This is a genomic window from Dolichospermum planctonicum, assembly GCF_005402965.1.
Taxonomy (GTDB): Bacteria; Cyanobacteriota; Cyanobacteriia; order Cyanobacteriales; family Nostocaceae; genus Dolichospermum; species Dolichospermum planctonicum.
On the sequence record NZ_BJCF01000056.1, the window covers coordinates 1 to 24,370 of the forward strand.

A 24,370-nucleotide genomic window follows, 5' to 3' on the forward strand; every position below is an offset into this window, starting at 1 on the left:
TCACACCACCCCCCTTTTAATGATATGTATTCTCATTAAGCTTATTTCTCTTTAATTGATCGTTAGTTATTATGTACTACTATCTCTGCTTTTTTGATCTGTGACAGTTCAGGGTGCGGAATGTGGGTTATACCATGAACCTAACTTTAAAAAAAGATAGATCATGAGAAAGTAAGTATATATTTTTGAATAGGGGTGTTCTCAGAAATAAAATGCCTATGCTGTGGCTAGATTCCATAAGGTAGGAAGTGAAGCATTTTCGAGAGTTTTCACGACTCTGAATTATTAACAGGGGAGACAAAATGACAATTTTAGCTCATTTTTATGGGGAATATTGTAAACAATCTTTACAATTTAACTTGTGCTAAATGGCTGCGGGGGTTATAGGTACGGATAGCCCTGATTTTCTCATAGTATTCCCGTTCTTGGGGATTGAGGTCTTTTGGCGGAGCGCGATCGCTACTTTGACCAATTGATCACCACGTCCACCCTTAGTTAGCGGCCAACCTTTACCACGTAGGCGCTGAGATTGACCAGAACGAACTCCTGCTGGTAATTTGACATTAACATGACCATTGGGGTTGGGAACATCAATAGCTGCTCCTAATGTAGCTTCGCAAGCTCCGTCACCTACTACAATTCAGCAACTCCCAGGTATTGTTTGGAGTTGCGTTTGCGTAATTAAAGGTTATTTGATCACAGTTCTCAATTGTTTGAGTATGCCACCAATGCCGACGAAACCGCCATTGCGAGAGAGATTCTTAACAGCTTGCGGTTGACTTTGCAGGATAATTGAGTTGTAGGCAACAATAGCGTCGTTTAGCTTATTGATATTGACACTTATGCCAGCGCTGCCTTGAGCAATGATAGTAACCGGTTTAAAAGGTTTGGTGCTGGCTACTAGCTGTCCTGATGTTGCTAGGGCTAGGGGCTGATTTGGCAGGGAGCCAGTATTAGAAGCAAACAAACCAGTTAGGGCTGTGACTAGTGCTGTTGCTCGTTCCAGGGTAATACCCCCAGCAATGAAGCCGTTTGTTACGTTAGTCGCAGCCTGTTGTGCATCAGCACCACCTGTCAATAGCGTAGTAATGTCAGCAGCATCAACACTTCCTGTTGTACCACCTGTTGTACCACCTGTTGTACCACCTGTTGTACCACCTGTTGTACCACCTGTTGTACCACCTGTTGTACCACCTGTTGTACCACCTGTTGTACCACCTGTTGTACCACCTGTTATACTGTTAACATTCTGAATAATAACGGCACCCAACTGATTGATTTCAACCTGGTTTTGTGCGGCAAGGATGAGCACAACAGTCTTTCCCGTTTCACCATCTATGACAGTGAGGCTAGATGAAGTTGATTCTACGGTCGCTGCTGTAGGTGCAACTGTTGCAGTTGTGTCACCACCTGTAGTTGTAGCCAGCGACAGCTTGCCGTCCGTGGAAACACCAGTTAAAATGGTGATTTTAACACCAGGTATTATAGGAATGGTTACAGGAGTTCCCTCCGTTGTTGTTGCTTGTGTTGTTGCTTGTGTTGTTGCTTGTGTTGTTGCTTGTGTTGTTCCTTGTGTTGTTCCTGTTGGTGTGGAAAAACCACTAGTTTGTGAAGCACCAGTAGCAGCGCCAGCATCAACACCAGCTGTACCTTTACTGGGACTGGAACTCTGGGCTTGGTTTGGTAACTGCCAAGCAAATGACAGTAGAGGACTCAAGCTGAGGGTAAAAATGAGATTTCTGGTTTTCAACATGATGATTATCTAAAATATAGAACTGTTTGACAATTGATGCTATCGTCCCTGATTCCCTGCACTTTTTTTGACTTTAATATCTCTGAGAATCCTTATATCTAAGGTTTTTAGGTTATATTATATGGCTAACGCCATGCTACCCTATCAGCAAGCTCTATTTATTTAGGCAAGAAATTGAAACCATAACCTATGCTTAACGCAAATGTTGTGCCACCTACGCTGTTATCAGTAAGATCCGCACCTTGGACTGTAATTGTTAAGGGTAAAGTAGGCACAGGTACGAAGGAAGCACCAAGGTTTAAGCCAACTCCACTCCAACCTAAGCCCACACCGACTTGGGGGTGAACTTGCACACCCGCTCCAGCAAATACACCAGTACTGGCGTTACCTTGCCTAAAGTCCCCACCTCCAACGCCCAGGGAGAATGAGACGGGCATTTTATTCACAGGATCATTAGGTTTTAAAAGGGAGTAACTTGTTACCACACCATAGAGGCTGGAAGGTCTGATTTCTTCACTACTGTTCTTGGTCTGATACTGAGCAAAGGCTTTCCAGCCAGCAGCTACAGCAATTTGATTGGTTTCTTTAGCGTAGACAATGCGGTGAGCTTTGAGGTCAAAGGTTCCATTAGAACCAAAGTTTTTGACACTACCATTGTTGAACGATAATTCCAGACCAACTAGTTTTTGGGAATTACCTAAACCAAAACCGAGGCTGGTACTCGCGTCTATGTCATTTATAGAGTTACCCCTATTACCAGCGGTTGCCGCTGATAATCCTACAAATGCGTCACTCATGTTAGCTCCGAAGGCACTCGCTCCAGCAAAACTGAGTCCAGGTGGGTAGGTTGGCTTAGGATCTGGTGCTACTTTGAGCTTAATCAGGGGTTCAATTAGTAAATCCTCGCGGATTTTATTAACATCATCCGGATTACCGTCTCCAGTTTGTGCAATTAGCTGTGGTTGGTTTTGCTCAGGAACAGATGCCACTGTTTTTTCTAATTCTGCGGCGGCGACTACCTGTTTGGTATCGGTTACAGAATTAGCTTTTGCAGTTTTATCGGTGCTTAATTCACTGTTCTGGTTTTCAGTTATTATGTCATCTGCGGCAGATGCGGAATTAACTGAAATGGCTGTGGTCAGGAACAAGGTTGGTAGGGTTAGCCATAAACCCAAGTAGATCAACTGCTTCCAATGATTCCCTGGTCTAACAGAATGTTTTTTACTGCTCAAAATATCACTCCTCACAAGATGTTTGTTATGCGGTGGCGAAAATCTGGCGTTGCTGATTTGATGTATGAACATTATTTTTAATGATATTCAACCCTTTGTAGTGGAGACGTGACCTGGCTAGGTATTTTCGGCTCTACACATAAATTCATACTTGGTTTCAGCAACGCCGAAAATCTATATAGAGTTAATAGTTTTCTGGGCAAATGCCCTGAAGCTATTTTCCCCGGTGTGACTCGGAATCGGTAAACTGCAATATCGATAAAAAAGACAACAATTGATGTCAGTACGCAAATAAATGCGATCATCAATTGCCCGCCATTATACCATGAACCTAACTTTAAAAAAAGATAGATCATGAGAAAGTAAGTATATATTTTTGAATAGGGGTGTTCTCAGAAATAAAATGCCCTGTTATGCTGTGGCTAGATCCCATAAGGTAGGAAGTGAAGCATTTTCGAGAGTTTTCACGACTCTGAATTATTAACAGGGGAGACAAAATGACGATTTTAGCTCATTTTTATGGGGAATATTGTAAACAATCTTTACAATTTAACTTGTGCTAAATGGCTGCGGGGGTTATAGGTACGGATAGCCCTGATTTTCTCATAGTATTCCCGTTCTTGGGGATTGAGGTCTTTTGGCGGAGCGATCGCTACTTTGACCAATTGATCACCACGTCCACCCTTAGTTAGCGGCCAACCTTTACCACGTAGGCGTAGAGATTGACCAGAACGAACTCCTGCTGGTAATTTGACATTAACATGACCGTCGGGGGTGGGAACATCAATAGCTGCTCCTAATGTAGCTTCATCAGGGGTAATGAAGACTTCGCAGACCAGATGATCACCTTCCATTTGGAAAAAGGAATGGGGTTGTAATTCTACTTTCAAGTATAAATCCCCCCGTTGTTGCGTTTGATGGTTAATTTGGCCTTTTCCCTTAATCCGTAAGCGAGTACCAGCTTTAGCACCAGCGGGGATACGCACATCAATAGTTTCAGTTCCTAAACTAAATCGTTTCTCGACACCGGCAAATGCTTCGCCTAAAGTTAAAGTAATTACTGCTTCTGTGTCTTGTGTTCTAGCAGCGTCTTGAAAAGAAAAATCGTTAAAACCCCCATATCTACCACCTGTTCTCCCAGTGGAGGTAGAATCTGTGGCGGTTTGTCGTCCACTGCGAGGACCAGCGCCACCAAATAATTCATTTAAGAAGTCATTAAAACTGCCGTATTGTCCGAAGTCAAAGCCGCCCATATCGGCACCAGGACCACCGGAGGGGAAACCTTGACCGGCTTGTTTCCAATATTGACCAAATTGGTCGTATTTTTTGCGTTTATCTGGGTCTGATAAGACTTCGTAGGCTTCATTCACTTCTTTGAATTTTGCTTCGGCCTGTTTGTTGTTGGGGTTAACATCAGGATGATATTTACGGGCTAATTTGCGAAAAGCCTGTTTAATTTCTTCCGATGTGGCGGTTTTAGTAATTCCTAAAATTGCATAATAGTCTTTAAAGTCCGTTGCAGCCATTTACTAGCCTCCTGTGGAAATTTAGGTTATGTTTTTTCTAAAATATGAGATCTACTGTTTTCTTGGTCTAATGCCGAAAAGAGTCTAAATATTAAATTAACAAAAAGTTCCCAAAGTTAAGTGTGGTTTTTGCCGAATGTACCAGGGCAATTCCCGCACTCTTGCCATTGTGAACAAGAAATCAACTCATCTATTCCTTCTTCTAAGCTGGGGGGGGCATCCCGGATTTGGCGGTGCATTCGGAAAATGATGTCTTCGGGAACTTGACGAATTCGTCTTTGATTTCGGGCTAAACATAGCCAGATTGGGGTTCTAAGCCAAATTCCGGTAATATGAGTCAAGCCAAAATCACGGGCTAGGGTAATCACTGCTCGACGATTTTTCCTTTGGGCGTTGGTAGCATCGAAAATCACTCCTTGATCCAAGGTTATGGCTTGTTGAAATTGTCGTTCTATTTCCCGCCAAATTAGCGGCCAAGCCCCTTGAATTGCTTCAGAACCAAAAATTTGCCCCCGGATGGCATCTGTGGAAATTAGCTGCATCTGGGAGCATTCTGTTAATAGTTGTTTTGCTAAGGTTGATTTACCGCTACCAGGAAGACCAATCAGCAAAATTAATTTAGTCATTAGTCATTAGTCATTAGTCATTAGTCATTAGTCATTAGTCAAATAACGAACAACTGAATAACTAGATGATTGTTCCATGGGGAATGACAGCGTTTTTGAGAACGACGACAATGCCACTACGAATGTAAAAGCCTTGTTTTTCCCGTTCTGCTTCTTGGACGTTGTCTTTATTGATGATTTTCACATCGTGACCAATGCGGGCATTTTTATCAATGATGGCACGACGAATAATGGTGTCTGTACCAATACCGACGGGAATATCATTTTCTTCTAGGCTGCATTGTCTCTCTACAAATGGCTGATAATAGTCAGCACCCATGATCAGGGTTTCTTCAATTGTAGTTCCTGATTCTATGCGCGATCGCACTCCTAAAACTGAATGTTGAATCCGGCAATCTTTCAAGATACAACCTTCACCAATCATAGATTCTGTGATTTGGCAATTCAATAGTTTAGAGGGTGGTAGATAACGAGCGCGGGTATAAATTGGTGCTGCTTCATCGTAGAAGCTAAAGGGAGGGAGGGGTTGCTTGGTGAGGGCTAAATTGGCTTCATAAAAAGATTCAATTGTCCCAATATCTTCCCAATAATCATCAAATAAGAAGGCTTGAACGTTATAATCCTTAGCTGCGTCGGGAATAATTTCTTTACCAAAGTCAGTCCGTTCTAAAGATTCTTTTAGCAATTTAATCAAAACATCTTTTTTAAAGACATAAATCCCCATGGAGGCGATATATGGCTGTAATTGAGCTTGTTCTGGCGTTAATCCTAATATGGTAGTATCAACACGCATTTGCGCTAAGGCTTCCCCTTTGGGTTTTTCGCTAAAGTCAATTACTCTCCCGGCTTGATTAATTTTCATTAAGCCAAAATCCGAAGCCCGACGATCATCCATGGGAATTACGGAAAGTGTAATATCCGCATTTGTATCTCTATGACGCTTGATAAACTGACGGTAATCCATACGGTAGAGATGATCACCGGAGAGAATCAGAAATTCCTCTACATCCCAATCCTGTAACATCCAGATATACTGACGCACAGCATCAGCCGTACCTTGAAACCAGTTGGGGTTTTCTGGGGTTTGTTGTGCGGCTAACACTTCTACAAATCCATCGCTAAACCCACTAAAGTTGTAAGCACGAGCAATGTGACGATTCAGGGAGGCTGAGTTAAATTGAGTGAGGACATAGATTTTGAATATTTCCGAATTGATGCAGTTGCTAACGGGAATATCTATTAAGCGATACTTCCCGGCTACTGGTACTGCTGGTTTGGCGCGAAGCTTGGTTAACGGATAAAGCCGAGTACCCGCACCCCCACCAAGAATGATTGCTAAAACTTTTTTCACAAAATTTCTCCCGACTGCTTTTCAACTCTCATCTACAGTTTAGGACTCTATGTAGCAACTGATAAAGATAAAAGCAAAGAATCTTAGGGATGAATTTTCAAGTGGGAGTTAATGGGAAAATGTAGAACTTATGTACTATAATGACGGTTCTATCCAGGATATAAATTACGTACAGCAGCTTTCAGCGGTCAGCGGTCAGCATTAAATCTCTTTAGTACAATGTCGTTTTGATTTTAGCTTTGATTTTAGTTTGGCTCTCAAATCTGAGGTCAGGGAAAGAGGAAAAAAATTTCAGCCTTGATTTTTTTCGATTGGCAACCAATCATCTAAAATTTGTGCTAGTGAAGCAATGGGGATAAGAGGGAAGATATCAAGGGGAAGTTGAGAACGATCTGATGCTTCTAATCTAGCATCTTGATAACATTGGTCAAATATTTCTAAAATGTAAGGTTTTAAACTTGGACTATCTTTAAGAGATTTCTTAATCTGGTTGCGAAATGTCCTAATTTCTCCTAGCCAATGTCCTTGATTACGTTCTCTTTCACTATCCCAACATTTGAGTTTTAGTAGATGTACAAGCAACTTAGTTAATAAACTTTCAATTGCTCGCTTCTCACTTCTACTTATAGTTTCTAATTCTTCTAATAAATTCTCTAAATCAACAGCAGAAAATTGTCCTGTGCGAAGTTGGTTAATGGTTGTTCTTATCCACAGGTAATAGTCTTGGTCGTATAAGGTTTGAGTTGTGGTTTGTGTTGATGTAACCATATACTGGTGAGGATTTTGCTATTTATTTTATTTTAGCTTAATTTGTTGATGAACTATTAGGACTTCCCACAAGTCACGGAATATAGCTATTTAGCCTAACTTCATAGAGAATCATATACCAACAGAATGCGATCGCTCCCTGAAATTAACTCAAAGCTGAGAGCGATCGCCTTCCGTGGGGTTAAAGTCAGTAATGCGATCGCCAAGTCTATCAATTGGCATTATTCGCTCAAATTCTTTTAATAGTTTCATAAGATAAGCCAGTTGATTCTGCAATAATTTCTATGGCTATATTTTGCTCTTTCAAAGCTTTAGCAACTTTCTCAATACCGGACTTCTCACCTTCTTCAAAGGCTGTATCAAATACATTTTTCACTTCTAAATACTGCACTAAACTCTTCTTATATTGTTCATACTGCTCCACATTTAAGTGAGATATTTCCGCTATTTCAAACCCTTTCTGAAATATTGGTTCATTTAATATCACGGGTATATGATTAAAACTTTCTAAGTTCTTCAAAAAATACAGCCATTTATCAAAATGCGTTATTAATTCATTTTCTTGTTTATTAAATAATGGCATTTGTAAAAATTTAAAGTTTAACTTATCAAAGAAAATATCACCATCTTGATCCTTTAGACACACATCGCGCCTAAATTTAGATGTTATATTTTCGTCATACTCGAAATCTAAAATGGCGATAAAATAGACGGGTAGTAAAAAGAAATTCCAATCGCCTTTTTCTGATTGTTCACGAATGGGGAATGTGGAATAGAATAAAGCTCTATCTTTGAAATTCTTGATTTTTGCTTTTTGCATTTCCACAATAAACTTATCACCAGTTTTACTTTCGCAGTAAATATCAAATATGGCTTTACGTTCTGCTATGGTATCAGCTAGATTTTCCGGATTTTTAAAGGTTAATTGTTGAATTTGATGATGTATTGGTAGAAGTTGGTTGAGAAAATCCATGAGTAGATCTTTACTGCCTTCTTCTCCGAATAGTTTCTTAAAACCGAAATCTGTATAAGGATTAAAATATTTTGTGGACATAACTACTCCTCCAAGATTATTTTATGAAATACTCGCTGAATAACTATGTATTTAGAAAACTCTGTCTAATATTTTCTGAATCAGAACATTAGTATCTAGAACTAGCTTCATAAAATTATCTCAAAAATTTCCTCATCGGTATAACCTGTTTGATTCTTTGCCATCAAATAAGAACGCAAAGCGCGGAATGTGTGGGTAAAAATATAATCCTCAATAGCTTTACCAATGAAACTATCAGGAGATATACCTTCAGCTTGAGTAATTTCTAAAAGTGCTGCTTTTAGTTCTGGATTAATGGTAATAGTCAGGGTATCTTGCATATTTTATTAGCCAGCTACATAATTTATTGTACAGTATCTATCAAGCCTCGGATTACTGATTACGAAGCAAATTCAGATCATAATGACATCAGAAGAAATCAAAGCTTCCATATAATCGCTGTTGTATGCCAAAAAGCATAAATTATTTATTTAAACAGATATTTTTATCTTGATCAAAATCGCTACAATAGCTACCACAGCTAGATTTATTCCCATTTAATTTTTAAGATTGGGGCAATTAAGATTGAATCAAGCTATTTACCTGCCACCAGAAAGCACTAAAATTGATAGACACCTAGCTGAGTTGTACAAACTTTTGAAATTAGGAGTGCATACGTGCCAACACTTGCTAAATACTTGCTGGTTGGATCAGTTGAAGCTTACAGTGGCAAATCTGCAACGGTTTTAGGTTTGTCTCATCAGCTAAAACTTCATGGGTTGGATATTGCTTATGGTAAGCCTTTGGGTAATTTTGTCAAGACACCAACAGGAACAGTAGTTGAGGAAGATGTCCAGTTTATTACTCATAACCTGAACCTTCCAGACAACCGTATTGCTCCCACCTTATTGTCTTTAGATGAAATTACCGTCCAGAAACGCTTACAGGGAGAAGACACAACCAACTATCAACAGTTACTAGTAGAGAAGTATTCACAAATACCAAAGAACAATTTGGTCTTATTAGAAGGACCTGCAAACTTATCAGAAGGAAATTTATTTGGATTATCCTTACTGGAACTAGCAGAAAAATTAGATGCTCCTGTACTCTTAATTAGCCGTTATCAATCACTAACTTCTATTGAAGGGTTGTTGTCTGCTAAACAGCGATTGGGTAAACGGTTAATGGGTGTCGTAATTAATGAAGTACCTGAAGAAAAATCAGAGTTAGTACAAACCCTGTTGCGTCCATTCTTGGAAAAACAGGATATTGCTGTACTAGCAACATTACCCAAAAGCGATATCCTTCGCAGTGTGAGTGTGGGCGAATTAGTTAAGCAGTTAAACGCTGAAGTTCTCTGTCGAAGCGATCGCCTAGATTTATTAGTCCAAAGTCTAGCCATTGGGGCAATGAATGTCAACTCTGCTGTGAAATACTTCCGCAAACGTCAGAATATGGCGGTAGTGACTGGGGGGGACCGGGTGGAAATTCAACAAGCAGCCTTAGAAACATCTACTCAATGTCTGATTCTGACTGGACAACTACCACCTCCTGCATTTATCCTTAACCGGGCCGAAGAGCTAGAAATCCCGATTTTATCCGTGGATCTGGATACTCTGACCACAGTAGAAATCATTGACCGCAGCTTTGGTCAGGTTCGCGTCCATGAACCAATTAAAATAGAGTGTATTCGCTCTCTTATGTCTGAGCATTTTGATATTGATCGTTTATTATCCCAATTGGGATTTAATCCAGCAGGGACAAACCCCCTGTAGTTGCCCCTACTATCATAAATTGCCCAGCTTCCCTTGATTTATGGGAATCAGCAGCGTAAATCCCCTCAATTACTCCTCCTCTGGTTTATTGAATGGGATTTTTTCTGGTAATGCTTCCCCGTCTGGTTGAACTTCCTCAACGTTCATGGCAGGGTTTTGAGTTGCTTCTGTGGTTAATAACTCCGATGTCACTGGATTTGGGGAACTTACTTTTAGTTCAGTGGCAGCATCCTTAGTTTCTGCTTCTAAAACAAATACCTCAGTCTGAACTATCTCTACCAGAGTTTCAGTTTCTGCTGCTATCAGTGATTCTGAAACAAATACTTCAATTTGAGTTATTTCTGATAGATTTTGAGTTTCGGCTGTCGCAGGTCTTTCTGTTGTCGGAATTACCTGTTCTTCTTGCGGCTGAATAACTGGTGCTGTTGGTGCTAGTTCTACCGTTTCTAAAACAGGTGATGGAGAAAAAGTCTCCTCTGATAAAGCTTGAGTTACAATTGCTGGGGTGACATTTAGCGACTCATCTGGTAATTTTGAGGGTTGAGTTGCTTGAGTTGTACCTGGCTGTAAAATCTCTTGAGTAGTTTTGATAACTGGCTGTTGATTTACAGTCTGTGACGGCTTTCCTTTTGCACCACTAAACACACTACCAATGAATGCGGATAATTGTCGAAATTTCTCTTTCACAGAAAACTTTGACATTTGTTCTTGGAAACTAATTTTAATTAGCTCAGGACTGGGTAAAGGAGTTTGCTGTTCTTCGGGGGCCAACTGTCGCCGTAATGAGAGAGTTTGTGACACAAACCATACTAACAGTGCCACACTGGCTATATGACCCAGTAACAGCCCTCCACTAATTCCAGGTGCAAAAATCCATAGTACCAAGGCGTAGAATAACCCAACTCCACTCCAGATAAAATCATTCTGGCGATGGATTTCTGGAAAAAAGAAGGCTGATAGGTAAATGGCTAAACTACCAAAAGCGACTACCAACGCTATAAAATAGGCCAGCATTTTTTAATACTCCTTACTATTTCATGAAAGAAAGGGAACAGGGAAGAGGTGACAGGGGACAGGTGACAGGGGACAGGTGACAGGTGACAGGGAAGAGGGGACGGGGAAGAGGTGACGGGGGACGGGGGACGGGGGACGGGGGAAGAGGGGACGGGGGACGGGGGAGAGGGAAGAGATAATAAAGAAAATAGGGGATAGGATAAGGATATTTAATTTTTATTGCCTCTTGCCTCTTGCCTTTCCTTGCACTATGTATTTTAATTTTGCAAATTTTGTCACTAATTTGTCACTAATTTGTTGACTTAAATACAAAATGAAAATAATTATTGATATTGGTCGTAATTTTGGGAAATTCTTGAGAAACTCTTAATATCTTCTTTAGGAGTGAAGCGAAAATCTCGGACTACCCTTAAAGAGAAAGGATCTGCAAGAGAAAGAGCCAAACCCAAACAAAAGATTTGAACACAAACTATGACACTACAAAGCTTTGGTGTGATTGGATTAGCTGTTATGGGCGAAAATATCGCTCTTAACGTTGAAAGAAATGGCTTTCCAATTGCAGTTTACAACCGCTCTCGTGAAAAAACCGATGCCTTTATGGCGTACCGCGCCCAAGGACGGAACGTTAGGGCTGCTTTTAGCTTAGAACAATTTGTCGCCTCATTGGAACGTCCTCGGAAAATTTTGGTGATGGTACAAGCTGGTAAGCCTGTTGATGCGGTAATTCAACAGCTTAAGCCTTTACTACAAGAGGGTGATATTATTATTGACGGTGGTAATTCTTGGTTTGAAGATACAGAAAGACGCACTCAAGAATTAGAACCCACTGGTTTACGTTATATTGGTATGGGTGTGAGTGGTGGTGAAGAAGGAGCTTTAAATGGTCCTTCTCTCATGCCCGGTGGAACAAAAAGCTCTTATGAGTATCTATCCCCGATTTTCAATAAAATCGCGGCTCAAGTTGATGATGGTCCTTGTGTCACTTACATTGGTCCTGGTGGTTCTGGACATTATGTAAAAATGGTTCACAATGGTATTGAGTACGGTGATATGCAGTTAATTGCAGAAGCGTACGATTTACTGAAAAATGTGGCTGGTTTAAATGCAGCACAACTCCATGAGGTATTTTCTCAATGGAATACAACTGACGAACTCAATTCATTTTTGATTGAGATTACAGCGAATATTTTCCCCTATGTTGACCCAGAAACCAAGATTCCCCTCGTTGATTTAATTGTTGACGCTGCGGGTCAAAAGGGTACTGGTCGTTGGACTGTACAAACTGCTTTAGAATTGGGTGTAGCGATTCCGACAATTACAGCAGCGGTAAATGCCCGGATTCTGTCTTCTATTAGAGATGAACGCATTGCTGCTTCTAAGATTATCACTGGACCTAATGCTAAGTATGGTGGCGATATTGCCGCTTTTGTAAACATGGTGCGGGATGCTCTCTATTGTTCTAAAATCTGCTCCTATGCTCAAGGTATGGCGCTGTTGTCTACAGCTTCTAAAACTTACAATTGGGAATTGAATTTGGGCGAAATGGCTCGAATTTGGAAGGGTGGTTGTATTATTCGGGCTGGTTTCTTGAATAAGATTAAGAAGGCTTTTGACGAAAATCCAGCTTTACCTAACTTGTTGTTAGCGCCTGAATTTAAGCAAACAATTCTGGATAGACAAGCGGCTTGGCGGGAAGTAATTGTGACTGCGGCTAAGTTGGGTATTCCTGTTCCAGCTTTCAGTGCTTCTCTAGATTACTTCGATAGTTACCGCCGCGATCGCTTGCCACAAAACTTAACTCAAGCACAACGGGACTATTTCGGCGCTCATACTTACAAACGGACTGACAAGGAAGGAACTTTCCACACTGAATGGGTTCCCATTGCTGAGGCTAAGAAGTAAGATACTTTTAGTTAAGGTTTCACTTTAATTCTTGCTGTTTATTTCAGCAAAATTGTCTATAGGGCGGGGTTTCTCCGCCCTAATTTGTAAGAATTGGAGAAAAGAAATACTTTTCTATCGCTATTTTAGTAAATTTGGTTTTTAACCGCTTTTTTTACCAAGCATACACACTAAAAATATCAGAACCATTGAGGATAGGTTCTTGTTCAATTTTAATGTTTTTAAATCCTTTGTCTTTTAAACAATGTTCAATTTTTTCTAAACGGAAATCTATATCATGTACTTCTACAAAAACTTGCTTTATTTTTGACCAATCTTCTATTTCAATACCTAATAGCACATCCATTTCACTTTTCTCTACATCAATTTTCAGTAAATCAATTTGCTCAATTTGCTGCTCACGAATAATTTGTGATATTGTTTTCAATTGACAGTTAACTTCTTTTCCTTGAAAAGCAGCGGTTAATTTCCAATTGATAAGACGTGAAAATAAAGACTCTGGTAAATATCGTAACCAGGAAAGAGGAGCAGGAAAATGTTTAAAATTAGCTATAGATATTGATTGAAGTTTATCTATTTCCGCTTGTTGTGTAATGGGATAGGCTGTAGAACCTAAGGTCATATTTGGATAATAAGTAAATTTTACATTTCCAGCTTTTTGAGAAAGTCCACAAGCAAATTCTTTAACATTTTTTAAGCTAAAACGTTGAATGTTTTTATTGAGAACTTCAAAAATATCAGGGATAGGTTCAAAAGCATAAATATTTATTTTCTGATTAAATTTATGTGATAAATAAAGTGCAAATAATCCAATATTTGCACCAACATCAAAAACTGTATCTCCTTGATTTAACCCAATACCATATTTTAAATAATTCTGAACTTCCTGATACATTAATTGTGCTTCATCTTTTTGTAAACACAATATTTTCATCCCATTAGAAAGACGAGTTTATCGAATTACACTTCGCATAAAACTTCTAAACTTAAATAATGCCTGCAAAAACACTATAACACTATATATACCGGATATTAATTATTTTCTTATTTTTTTCCAAAGGCGACACCCGGATTTGAACCGGGGGTGAAGGTTTTGCAGACCCTTGCCTTACCACTTGGCTATGTCGCCGCGCCTACGATTACCTATGATAGCACTATTTTTTTCAATTTGCACTATTTGGGAGAAATTTTTTTAATTATGCTTTTGATTATGAATTTTTTTCACAGACTGGACAGACTGAAAGCCTGTCCAGTATTGGATTTTAAGGATTTAATTTGACTTCTTGGGCAAAATTCCCCCACCGCAGGAAGTAAAAAGGACCAGCGACCGAACCCCAAATATGCTCATCTGTTTCAGGATTTCGCCCTCTGTCGCGGCTGATGAACCTTTCACCATCAATTTCAAAATCACTATCCAAATAGGTTCTTTGCCCGTCACGGATGACAATGCAGCCTTTTCCTGGTTCGACTGTGCCTTTGAATTGGCTGCCAGTCCATTCTACAATCATGTTACAACCAGAAAGCTTTTCTAGGCGATCGCTTGTTAAAGTTTGTAACCGGGGTAAATCACGAGAAGCACCGTAAAAGTCTTTTTCTGCTTTGACTGTATAGTTTTCAATGTGGATTTTATCCCCTACCGTCGTCAGATGTAATACCCGCACGCGGTAGGGTTTATTCAGCATATAGTCGTAAGCTTGTTCTACAAACAAACTCACCCCTGATAATACCTCCCAATTCAGGGGACGCATACATACACGAATATGGGCAAAAAAAGCCGGATTCTCGAAAACTTGGGCTTGATTGCTAAAATCGGCCGCCATCCACCGTGCTAAGGTGGTAATATCTGTAGAATGAGTCATACTAATTTTGGATTTTGCATGAGGAATGCTTATGATTTTAAATCCTGATGAGGCTCAAGCTACATCTTGTATTGAGTTTATCCGTATTTAACCAAAACGTCCAGAAACATAGTCACGGGTACGAGCATCTAAGGGACTACCAAAGATTTGACTGGTAGCACCAAATTCTACCATTTGACCGATGCGACTTTCATCGGTACTGAAAAATCCCGTGAAATCAGAAACACGGGTTGCTTGCTGCATATTATGGGTGACAATGACAATCGTAAATTCTGTTCGCAATTTGTGAATTAAGTCTTCCACTTTCATGGTAGCAATGGGATCGAGGGCTGAACAAGGTTCATCCATGAGTAACACCTTGGGTTTGACTGCTAAAGCTCTAGCGATACAAAGACGCTGCTGTTGTCCACCAGAAAGCCCAAAAGCAGATTGTTTTAGTTTATCTTTGACCTCATCCCAGAGGGCGGCACCTTTAAGCGCGGATTCCACAATTTCATCTAATTCTACTTTCGGACATCGGCCGGCAATTTTTACGCCGTAAGCAATATTTTCATAAATACTCATGGGAAAAGGGTTTGGTTTTTGGAATACCATGCCAATTTCCCGACGCAGACGATTGATATTAATGCGAGGGTCATAGATGTTTTGACCAAAAAATTCGATACTACCTTCAACTTTGACTTTTCCTTCTAATTCACTAATGCGATTAATAGTTTTGATGAATGTAGATTTACCACAACCACTAGGACCAATTAGTGCGGTAACTTGGTTTTTATAGATATCCAATGATATCCCTTGAATAGCTTTATAGTTGCCGTAGTAAAAGCTAAGATTTTTGACTTTGATCGCTGTGGTTAGATTACTCATAATTTAATGCAAGAAACGTTTTTAATTGGCTTTACTTTTCTGAGAGATTAAGCGAGATATCAAGCTAAAAAATAGCACTATGGTCAGAAGAATGATAGAAGTAGTCCAAACTAATTGGTTTACTGCTGGGTCAGGATTATTATAAAGATTAAAAATCAATACTGGTAACGAAGCAGTGGGACTGAATAAACTATCTGACCAATTTTGACTAAATAAAGCGGTAAAAATTAGTGGTGCGGTTTCACCAGCAGCGCGAGCTATGGCCAAGGAGATACCCGTAGTAATTCCGGGAATAGCAGCACTAATAATCACGCGAAAAGTAGTTTGGAAGCGAGTCCCCCCTAAAGCGGCGGATGCGAGACGCTGAGGTATAGGAATTAACTTTAAAGCCTCTTCTGTTGTCAATACTATCACTGGTAGCATGATCACAGCTAAAGCAAAACCCCCAGCAATGGCGCTAAATTGCTTAGTTATTAAAACAATCACACCATAAGCGAACATCCCCACCACAATTGAAGGTACACCCGTGATAATGCTAGTAATAAATCTAACATATTGAGCGACTGGGTTGGTTTGACTAAATTCCGCTAAGAAAATTCCCGTCATTACCCCCACAGGAATACTGAATAATGCACCAATGCTGACCATGAGTATAGTACCAAGAATAGCATTGGCAAAGCCATTTTCAATTAATGGACTAAATAACATCTCCAACCTAAAGCCAGAAAGTCCCCTGTGCAAAATTTCCCACAATATGGACAATAATGGTAGAAGTGCTAATGCAGTTAAACCAAAGGCCAGTCCGTTCATTAAGTATGTAAATACTTGTCTACTGGTAGGTAAGGGCTTGCATAATTCCGATGCTATGGATTGATCTATTTGATTTATTCGGGAATTGAAAGAATCACTCATAATTAACTTTAGATTTTGGATTTTGGATTTTGGATTTTGGAGATTTTAGATTTTAGACAGAAATTTTCATTCTTTCTTCTTCTTGACTCCTTTCATCTATTCTTTTTACCAACCCATTTAACTAATAAAACAGCCCCAATATTGACAGCTAGAGTTAACGCAAATAAAATTAAGCCTAAATAGCTTAACGAACCAATATGTAATCCTGGTTCAGCTTCGGCAAATTCATTAGCTAAAACGGCGGGGATTGTGTATGCTGGATCAAGTAAAGATAGTTTTATTTGAGCGTAATTACCAATTACCATGGTTACTGCCATTGTTTCCCCTAAAGCCCTACCAAGAGACAACATAGCCGCACTTACTAACCCGGAAAATCCTGCTGGTAATAACACCCGAAAAATTGTTTCCCAACGAGTTCCCCCCAAGGCCATAGATGAACTACGTAAATCCTTAGGAATGACCAACATTACATCACGAGAAATAGCTGCCATTGTGGGTAAAATCATAATGGAGAGAATAATTCCCGCTGTCAACATATTATTTCCCGCTGGATCTTCGGTATTAAATAGTGGTATGAATGCAAAAGTGCCACCTAACCATTTTTCCAAAGGTTTTATGACAGGAATAAATACAAAAATTCCCCATAAACCAATAATTACACTGGGGATAGCTGCAATTAGTTCTACCACAAAAGCGAGGGTACTTTTAACCGGAATGGGTAAGAAGTCCTCACTAGTTACTAAAGCTATGGATATACCCACGGGTACAGCTAGTAAGATGGCGATCGTACTACTTACCAGTGTTCCATAAATATAGGGCAACGCGCCGAAAATTTGATTACCTGTATCCCAATCTTGACTCCATAAAAAGCCCAGTCCGAATTGACCAATAGCCGGTTGTGCTTGCTGAAAAATTACCCAAGTCATCACAAATAGAATGGCTACAGTAATACCAGCAAAAATATACACCAGCCAGGTAAATCCTCTATCGAACCAGAAGTTAATACCACTGATCGATATTAAATCAATATTTCCATTATTTAAACTCAGTGAATTCTTATCCCGTTCTTCAAAGAAATTAGTCATAATTAATAACAGGTGGAGGAAATAAAAGGAATATACATTTTATAGGGTATTTAAAACAGGGTATTTGCAAAGTTTTAGTTAGTGATATTACTCCCCCCAGTCTCCCCAATGCTTTAGGAAGAGATTATTCCCTCCCCTTGACAAGGAAAGGGTGGGGTGTGCTACTTATAACTGTGTGTAAAAAATTACTTGACAGTGCTATTTACAGTCTTTAATACACGATTGACAACATCACTGGGAATTTTAGTGTAGTTGAGGTCATCATTATATTGTTGACCGTCTTTGAGAACCCAGTTAATCCATTTTTTAATTGCATCAGCTTTAGTAGGATTAGAATACTGTTTGTAAACCATCATCCAAGTTAAACCAACAATAGGATAACCTTGTTCTGGGTCTCCAATAAAAACGCGGTAGTTGTCGGGAAAAGTTACATTTGATAAAGCTGAGTTAGCAGATGCTAAGGAAGGAGCGACAAATTGTCTTTTCTTGTTTTGCAATTCCGCCGATTTTAGATTGTTTTTGGTAGCATAGTCATATTCAACATAACCAATAGATCCGGGATTGCTTTTCACCAATGCAGCTACCCCTGGATTTCCTTTACCTTTGAGGGCGTTTGGTAAAGTCCATCTAGGAGCAGTATTAGCACCAATTCTACCTTTGAAATAACCGCTAATAGAACTTAAATGGTTAGTAAAAATGAATGTTGTACCACTACCATCAGCGCGAACCACAAATTTAATTGGTTGATTTGGTAGATTTACACCAGGGTTATCCGCTTTAATTTTCGCGTCACTCCAGTTAGTAATTTTTCCAGAGAAAATATCTGGTAATGTAGTCCGAGATAATCTGAGGTTGTTGACACCAGGTACATTATAAACAACGGAAACAGCACCACCAGCAGTAGGTACTAAGATGACACCATTTTTAACTTTACCAATCTCATCATCTTTCATGGCTGCATCACTAGCACCAAAGTCTACAGTTCCCGCAATGGTTTGACGAATACCACCACCACTACCAATGGCTTGGTAATTAACTTTCAAATCAGGATATTTTTTCCTAACTTCACGGGCATATCTTTCGTAAAGAGGAGCGGGAAATGTTGCTCCTGCACCGTTCAAAGTCTGAGCTGATGCTATTTTACTCAAGACTGGACTTAACGCAACAGCCCCTGTTAATAGCGAAGTAGTAATAACACGATTCATCAAAACACTGGCTAAAAAAGTCATACTGCCTCTTAATTTTTAGAGATACCTGGCTAAAGCCAATTACATCTTGAACTAAGGGTGATTGCCTATGGTTAAGGATATATTAAATATAGGTAAAGAAAAGTTTAAGCTATGTTTAAAATTATGCTAGTAAAATCAATCAGTAAAATCAATAAATGTAGAAACTAAAAAATAACCCATCTGATGATTTATTTATCATCGTGGTAAATTTTAAGTTTAAATTAAGTGAAAATTTTAACTTAATTGTGCTACAAGTTGATTTTCTACTAAAATACTATTTGTTAATAAGTCTTCAATAGTCATTCTTAAAAACCTTTGTTCATCAACCTGAAAGTAGATTTTAATACGATCACTGCCAGGGAAACCAGGTGGTGTAAGTTTAGCAATTTTACTGGCTTCTGTGTTATCATTCAATGGTTTGACGATGGTTGCTGGACTATCAAGCTGACGAGTAATCAATCTATCTCCATCAAAATATACCTCTGTTGCACCGCTTTGTATTCCTAGTTCTCCAATAATTAATTCAATACTCGGTTGATTTTCTACAGAAGCGCCCAAAGTTAATTCTACTGGTTGAGTCATGGGGTAAGTTTGTCCGGTTTTAATGATAGGATGCCAATGATGACGTTGATGACGACGATCCCAATAACGCACACCATAACTATGATAAAGATAGTCTTTAATTTCTATTCCTTGAGTTATTTGTAATGCTCCGTGAGCAATAGCTTCAAAAGGCAATTGACGACGGATTTTTTCTGGGTTAAAATATTGTTGTATCCATGTCTGTATTATTGGTAATTGCACCGTTCCACCAACTAATAATACTGTATTAATATCATCAATTTCTATACCGTAATTTTGTCCTTGTTGTAATAGCGTCATCATCACACTATCCAGTTGAGCAAAAAATCCGTTTTCCCGTAAAATATTTTCTAGCGTATCACGATTCAGGTTCATTTCATAACTTGTAAAAGTCTGATCATCAAAATAAACTTCAGTAACTTGATCTTGAGTTGATAGCTGAATTTTTACCTTTTCTGCTAACCGCGCGGTCAATGAACTCACTGGTAGTCCTTGGCTTTTCGCAAAATAATCTACTATCCAGTTATCAATATCAGTTCCCCCCAGATTTTGCCCTGCTTTCGCCAAAACGCGGGCTGTTTTCGTTTTTTGTTTAGAATCTTCACTCAAATTTCTTTCACCCCATTTGAGCAGAAATCCCAGGGGTTTGTTTTTGGCTGGTGTTCCTTTATCTAAGCTGACTAAAGACAAGTCTAATGTTCCACCACCAAAGTCAACAACTAATAAAGTTCCTTTATCTGTTAAACCGTACCCTAAAGCCGCTGCGGTGGGTTCATCTAACATCCGTATCTGTTCTACTGGTAGTGATTGACAAACTTTGCCTAACCAGTGACGATAAGCTTCAAAACTGTCTACTGGTGCGGTCAAAACCAAGGAATCTATACTTCCTTCGATGATGGCTAATTCGGTAATTACTTGAGTTAAAAACCATTTTCCCACTAGTTCAAAAGTAATATTTTCATCATCAAGTTCGGGTAAAAACCCTTGGATATCTGCACCAATTCCCCGTTTAAAGTTTCGGAAAAATCTGGTATCAGTTTTCATGTCCAAACCGCGATCGCGTACCTGCTGACCTGCTATAATTTTACCTAAGCTGGCATTTTCTATGTACACTAAACTGGGAATTAATGGGGGGTTAAGATGCTGTTTTGTTGACAAACCAGGTAACTTGAGGGTTTCTGGTTGTTGGGTGACTGGGTTCCAACGAGTGATGACTGTATTACTTGTCCCAAAATCAATAGCGATCGCCATATTATTATAATAGTATATTTTATAATTTTATATTATTTCAGGAAATAGAGAATAGGGAATATTCCCGACTCAGCTGTTGTGTATTTAATTTGTATAAATTTGGCGGGCAAGAGTTGTACTGATCTGGCAATGCCCTGAGCTAGTTGAAGGGTCAAAGTATACCCACTCTACAAGATTTAACCATTTTAGGATTATACAATTTAGGTGCGTAACAGCTTATCAAACTATATCAGATAAAATTAGATAAAATTAGATAAAATTCCCACTATAATTATCCGGGTAGATGAGAAGAACTAGTGGATACTGTAACAGTAGATGCACCTTAATTAAACCATGACCCTCAGCTTTTAGTTAGTTGAGGGGATTTTTTTAATTTTTGGTGGTTATTTTAACAACTTTTCACCAGAAAGATCAAATATTTCATTTGAAAATAGAAGGCAACAAATTGGGTGCTAACCATGCAGCATAACCAATAAAACCAAACAGTAGCGTAATTAAAAGAGTGACAACATAGCTAATACACATGAGTAACCCATCCGATTCAATGGTAGCAACTGCCAGAAGTAAAATCCCCACGGTTGGGATAGGATTAGTGAAGGGAACGGGAGAAATCAACAATATTGTCAACCAAGAGATACACAGCCCGTTAAATCGCCAAATCCAAGGATGATTAGCCAATTTCTGGAATCGGGGACGGGCAATTTTTTCCAAAATTCTAGTAACCCGGCGCAAATTTTGTAAAATAATTTGGGCGAAAGCGTTAGGAAATTGATAGTTAGCGATTTTTTTCGGTAGCCAAGGTGTTCTTCTGCCTAAAACCATTTGCAGGGATAATAACAAGCAAGCACCGCCCATGGGACTGCTTAATCCCGGTGGCATGGGAAACAAAAAGGGTAATACCAATAATGTAATTACCAGGATAAAACCCCGTTCTGACGTTTCTAAGAGAATATCACCTAAAGTCAGAGGTTGTTCGCTTAAGCGTTGCAGTAGAGATTTAATTTCTTGAGAAAACCGTAGATTCATAGCTATGATTCAAGGTTGAGATGATTTTTGTGATGATGATTTCAGGTATCATCGAATAAATCATAACTATGATTGAGATAATTTTTGTGATGATGATTGTAATGTTATCAATATGCAGCAAAATTCAGAAGTGAAAATCCCTAACTGCGTGTTAAAATATGATCAAGTAAATCATGTCAATCAGATAAATCATAGTCAAGATTATACATCAGGAACGAAAATAGCGATCGCTTGAGGAATCACCCGAAAAATAGCAGGAGTATAGGTTGTGATTTCTCCATCAGTATTAATAGAATGGGGTTTGCGGGTATATACTGTAATTTCCTGACCATAAAGGGCGCGGACATTTGGCCATTGAATATGTCGCCCTCGACGCATGGCTGGAAGTAGGGGGAGAATTTGCCACCAATGATCCATTTCCAAACTATAAAGATCCAGTCTTTGGTCATCTATAGCAGCATCATGAACTACAGCCATACCACCACCATAATAACGGCCATTACCCACAGCAATCTGTACAGTTTTCACTAAAAATGATTGGTCATTGATGCGAATTTCTGCACTAAAAGGACGAGATTTCCAAATTACTTGCAACGCAATAACAGCATAGGCAAATATACCCCAACGGCGTTTAATTTCTTTAGTCAATTGTTGAGTAATATTCACACTCAACCCTAAACTAGCAACATTAAAGAAATACTTATTATTCACCCAACCTAAATCAATTCGTCGTAACTTTCCGGCTGCGATAATTTTACAAGCTTCCGGTAGAGAATTGGGAATAGCCAAAGTTCTTGCTAAATCGTTAGCAGTTCCTAAAGGTAAAATTCCCAAAGGTAATTGAGTCTCAATTATTGCCTCTATGGCAGCATTAAGTGTACCATCACCACCACCGATAATTACTAAATCTATTTCCTCTTGATAGTGGCGAATAAATTTACCTAATTGTGTAGCATCTTCGGTAGATTCTGCAATTATTGTTAAACCCAGGCGATTTAAACAATTTATTACTTCTTGGTACCGTTCTTGTCCTTGACGAGAATTACGATTTACTAACAATAGGGCGCGGGTACTCATTAGTAATTTCCTTTAATCACAATTCATCAGGTTACAATAAAAACGCTCCTGAATCTATGGGATTATTTCTCATAAACTTGGTGCGTTATATCGCGTATTTAATTTAATAGCCCCATTTTATCATTTTTTAGCGATGTTAACGCACCCTATATACTTTATTTCCGTAGGTTGGGTTTTCTCAAACCAACCTACATGACTACGTAACTAACCGACATCATCATGAGCGAAACGGTTAAACAAGAAATCTAAGGCATAATTTCGCAATTGATAATATTGCGGATCTTCCATAATTCTGGCTCTATCTCTAGGCCGAGAAAAAGGAATTTCCATCACTTCCCCAATTTTTGCATGGGGTCCATTGGTCATCATGACTAACTTATCCGCCAAAAATAAAGCTTCATCAATATCATGGGTAATCATCAAAACTGTACAACGATTATCACCCCAAATTTTCAACAATTCCTCTTGTAATTCTTCCTTGGTAATTGCATCTAACGCCCCAAAAGGTTCATCTAAAATTAGGACTTTGGGACGAATAGCTAAAGCCCTGGCAATAGATACCCTTTGTCTCATTCCTCCAGACATTTGCATGGGTTTTTTTTCCATTGCGTCCCCTAAACCCACCATAGCTAAATGTTCTCTGACAATAGCCCTTTTTTCTGCTTCTGGCTTAGTTGGATAAACTGCATTTACAGCTAAATAAATATTTTCAAAAGCTGTTCTCCAAGGTAATAACGCATAGTTTTGAAATACCACCATTCTATCTGGACCTGGTTTAGTAATTGGTTGTCCTTCTAATAAAACTTGTCCAGTGGTGGGAAAATTAAAACCAGAAACCATGTTTAATAACGTTGATTTACCGCAACCAGAATGGCCAATAACGCAAATAAATTCACCTTGTTCAACGTTGAGATTAACACCATCAAGAACGGTAAATGGTCCTTTTTTAGTGGGATAAACTTTACAAACTTCTTTAATTTGTAGGAAGGGTTGACGGTTAATTGTCTTGGTGGTTTTGAGGTTTTGCATTGTTTAGTAATTGGTAGAAGGTTTCGTGCAAACGAAAAAAGATGATTTTATGAGTTTTGTGGGATATCTCGTTCCCAGTCTCAGGCTGGGAATGCTGTCAAGAGGCTCTGCCTCTGGTGTAATTGAAGTATAATCGAAGGCAGATCCTTCCGTAATTAATTTCCATACAGAATATGGGAACGAGAAAAGATGATTTTGTTAGTTTTGTGGGATGGGCGAGAAAAGATGATTTTGTTAGTTTTGTGGGATGGGCATCTTGCCCGTCCTGTCCACCCCACAAGATTTTGATTTTCCTGGATTTTTGGGCGGACAGGATGTCCACCCCACAAGATTTTGATTTTCCTGAATTTTTGGGCGGACAGGATGTCCACCCCACAAGATTTTGATTTTCCTGGATTTTTGGGCGGACAGGATGTCCACCCCACAAGATTTTGATTTTCCTGGATTTTTGGGCGGACAGGATGTCCACCCCA

General features: G+C 39.2%; 24 protein-coding genes, 1 tRNA gene and 1 pseudogene. 4 read left to right on the forward strand and 22 right to left on the reverse strand.

Going from position 1 to position 24,370, the window contains the following annotated elements; all coding sequences use genetic code 11:
* Positions 1-347 precede the first annotated feature (347 nt).
* The 9 genes and pseudogenes from FFO06_RS18145 to FFO06_RS18190 form a co-directional block, all read right to left on the reverse strand.
* Positions 348-616 (reverse strand): annotated as a pseudogene (locus FFO06_RS18145) (DnaJ C-terminal domain-containing protein); the annotation flags it as partial.
* 72 nt (positions 617-688) lie between these two features.
* Positions 689-1,753 carry a hypothetical protein gene (locus tag FFO06_RS21250; RefSeq protein WP_162501211.1) on the reverse strand — a complete coding sequence of 355 codons (1,065 nt, stop codon included), beginning with the start codon at positions 1,751-1,753 and terminating at the stop codon, positions 689-691.
* 158 nt (positions 1,754-1,911) lie between these two features.
* The gene (locus FFO06_RS18160) at positions 1,912-2,985 is read right to left on the reverse strand and encodes a hypothetical protein (protein ID WP_137909293.1); all 1,074 of its coding nucleotides are present in this window, start codon (positions 2,983-2,985) and stop codon (positions 1,912-1,914) included.
* Positions 2,986-3,527: 542 nt separating this feature from the next.
* The gene (locus FFO06_RS18165; protein ID WP_137909294.1) at positions 3,528-4,511 is read right to left on the reverse strand and encodes a DnaJ C-terminal domain-containing protein; all 984 of its coding nucleotides are present in this window, start codon (positions 4,509-4,511) and stop codon (positions 3,528-3,530) included.
* 116 nt (positions 4,512-4,627) lie between these two features.
* Positions 4,628-5,137, reverse strand: a complete 510-nt coding sequence (locus tag FFO06_RS18170; RefSeq protein ID WP_137909295.1) for an AAA family ATPase — start codon at positions 5,135-5,137, stop codon at positions 4,628-4,630.
* A gap of 61 nt (positions 5,138-5,198) precedes the next feature.
* The gene (locus tag FFO06_RS18175) at positions 5,199-6,488 is read right to left on the reverse strand and encodes a glucose-1-phosphate adenylyltransferase (protein ID WP_137909296.1); all 1,290 of its coding nucleotides are present in this window, start codon (positions 6,486-6,488) and stop codon (positions 5,199-5,201) included.
* Between the two features lie 291 nt (positions 6,489-6,779).
* Positions 6,780-7,256 (reverse strand): DUF29 domain-containing protein, encoded by a 477-nt coding sequence (locus tag FFO06_RS18180; RefSeq protein WP_137909297.1) that lies wholly within the window; start codon positions 7,254-7,256, stop codon positions 6,780-6,782.
* 229 nt (positions 7,257-7,485) lie between these two features.
* Complete coding sequence (locus FFO06_RS18185; protein WP_137909298.1) at positions 7,486-8,310, reverse strand: Rpn family recombination-promoting nuclease/putative transposase; 825 nt, start codon at positions 8,308-8,310, stop codon at positions 7,486-7,488.
* Positions 8,311-8,417: 107 nt separating this feature from the next.
* Positions 8,418-8,630, reverse strand: coding sequence for a hypothetical protein (locus FFO06_RS18190; RefSeq protein ID WP_137909299.1), 213 nt, complete (start codon positions 8,628-8,630; stop codon positions 8,418-8,420).
* A gap of 336 nt (positions 8,631-8,966) precedes the next feature.
* Between FFO06_RS18190 and FFO06_RS18195 the strand changes: the two genes are divergently transcribed.
* A complete protein-coding gene (locus tag FFO06_RS18195; protein ID WP_137909300.1) occupies positions 8,967-10,064 on the forward strand; it encodes a phosphotransacetylase family protein in 1,098 nt (365 codons plus the stop codon).
* 69 nt (positions 10,065-10,133) lie between these two features.
* Here the strand turns inward: FFO06_RS18195 and FFO06_RS22635 are convergent, their stop codons facing one another.
* Positions 10,134-11,078, reverse strand: coding sequence for a Ycf66 family protein (locus FFO06_RS22635; RefSeq protein WP_137909301.1), 945 nt, complete (start codon positions 11,076-11,078; stop codon positions 10,134-10,136).
* A 471-nt stretch (positions 11,079-11,549) separates the two neighbouring features.
* Between FFO06_RS22635 and gnd the strand changes: the two genes are divergently transcribed.
* A complete protein-coding gene (gnd, locus tag FFO06_RS18205; RefSeq protein WP_137909302.1) occupies positions 11,550-12,980 on the forward strand; it encodes an NADP-dependent phosphogluconate dehydrogenase in 1,431 nt (476 codons plus the stop codon).
* Between the two features lie 154 nt (positions 12,981-13,134).
* Here the strand turns inward: gnd and FFO06_RS18210 are convergent, their stop codons facing one another.
* Positions 13,135-13,914: an FkbM family methyltransferase gene (locus FFO06_RS18210; protein WP_201275487.1), complete on the reverse strand. Its 780-nt coding sequence runs from the start codon at positions 13,912-13,914 to the stop codon at positions 13,135-13,137.
* A gap of 124 nt (positions 13,915-14,038) precedes the next feature.
* Positions 14,039-14,109, reverse strand: a tRNA-Cys gene (locus FFO06_RS18215).
* On the opposite strand from FFO06_RS18215, the gene FFO06_RS22640 reads away from it, so the two are divergent.
* Complete coding sequence (locus FFO06_RS22640; RefSeq protein WP_370743992.1) at positions 14,065-14,259, forward strand: hypothetical protein; 195 nt, start codon at positions 14,065-14,067, stop codon at positions 14,257-14,259. The two genes, FFO06_RS18215 and FFO06_RS22640, sit on opposite strands and share 45 nt — an antisense overlap.
* On the opposite strand, the gene FFO06_RS18220 is transcribed toward FFO06_RS22640, so the two are convergent.
* The 7 genes from FFO06_RS18220 to FFO06_RS18250 form a co-directional block, all read right to left on the reverse strand.
* Positions 14,243-14,839, reverse strand: coding sequence for a chromophore lyase CpcT/CpeT (locus FFO06_RS18220; RefSeq protein WP_137909303.1), 597 nt, complete (start codon positions 14,837-14,839; stop codon positions 14,243-14,245). The two genes, FFO06_RS22640 and FFO06_RS18220, sit on opposite strands and share 17 nt — an antisense overlap.
* An 87-nt stretch (positions 14,840-14,926) precedes the next feature.
* Entirely contained in the window at positions 14,927-15,706 is a 780-nt protein-coding gene (gene pstB / locus FFO06_RS18225) for a phosphate ABC transporter ATP-binding protein PstB (protein ID WP_137909304.1), read from the reverse strand.
* Positions 15,707-15,727: 21 nt separating this feature from the next.
* Positions 15,728-16,618: a phosphate ABC transporter permease PstA gene (gene pstA / locus FFO06_RS18230; RefSeq protein WP_137909305.1), complete on the reverse strand. Its 891-nt coding sequence runs from the start codon at positions 16,616-16,618 to the stop codon at positions 15,728-15,730.
* Positions 16,619-16,710: 92 nt separating this feature from the next.
* The gene (gene pstC / locus FFO06_RS18235) at positions 16,711-17,703 is read right to left on the reverse strand and encodes a phosphate ABC transporter permease subunit PstC (RefSeq protein WP_137909306.1); all 993 of its coding nucleotides are present in this window, start codon (positions 17,701-17,703) and stop codon (positions 16,711-16,713) included.
* 185 nt (positions 17,704-17,888) lie between these two features.
* Entirely contained in the window at positions 17,889-18,932 is a 1,044-nt protein-coding gene (pstS, locus tag FFO06_RS18240; protein WP_137909307.1) for a phosphate ABC transporter substrate-binding protein PstS, read from the reverse strand.
* Between the two features lie 234 nt (positions 18,933-19,166).
* The gene (locus tag FFO06_RS18245; protein WP_137909308.1) at positions 19,167-20,765 is read right to left on the reverse strand and encodes an Hsp70 family protein; all 1,599 of its coding nucleotides are present in this window, start codon (positions 20,763-20,765) and stop codon (positions 19,167-19,169) included.
* Positions 20,766-21,185: 420 nt separating this feature from the next.
* Complete coding sequence (locus FFO06_RS18250; RefSeq protein ID WP_137909309.1) at positions 21,186-21,791, reverse strand: exopolysaccharide biosynthesis protein; 606 nt, start codon at positions 21,789-21,791, stop codon at positions 21,186-21,188.
* Positions 21,792-21,903: 112 nt separating this feature from the next.
* On the opposite strand from FFO06_RS18250, the gene FFO06_RS22380 reads away from it, so the two are divergent.
* Positions 21,904-22,026, forward strand: a complete 123-nt coding sequence (locus tag FFO06_RS22380; RefSeq protein WP_268904632.1) for a hypothetical protein — start codon at positions 21,904-21,906, stop codon at positions 22,024-22,026.
* Here the strand turns inward: FFO06_RS22380 and FFO06_RS18255 are convergent.
* The 3 genes from FFO06_RS18255 to FFO06_RS22125 form a co-directional block, all read right to left on the reverse strand.
* Positions 21,993-22,868: a lipid kinase gene (locus FFO06_RS18255; protein WP_137909310.1), complete on the reverse strand. Its 876-nt coding sequence runs from the start codon at positions 22,866-22,868 to the stop codon at positions 21,993-21,995. The two genes, FFO06_RS22380 and FFO06_RS18255, sit on opposite strands and share 34 nt — an antisense overlap.
* Positions 22,869-23,072: 204 nt before the next feature.
* On the reverse strand, positions 23,073-23,897 hold the full coding sequence (locus FFO06_RS18260; RefSeq protein ID WP_137909311.1) for a nitrate ABC transporter ATP-binding protein: 825 nt from the start codon (positions 23,895-23,897) through the stop codon (positions 23,073-23,075).
* 155 nt (positions 23,898-24,052) lie between these two features.
* Positions 24,053-24,370: hypothetical protein (locus tag FFO06_RS22125; protein ID WP_236097178.1), on the reverse strand; the 318-nt coding region annotated here is incomplete at its 5' end.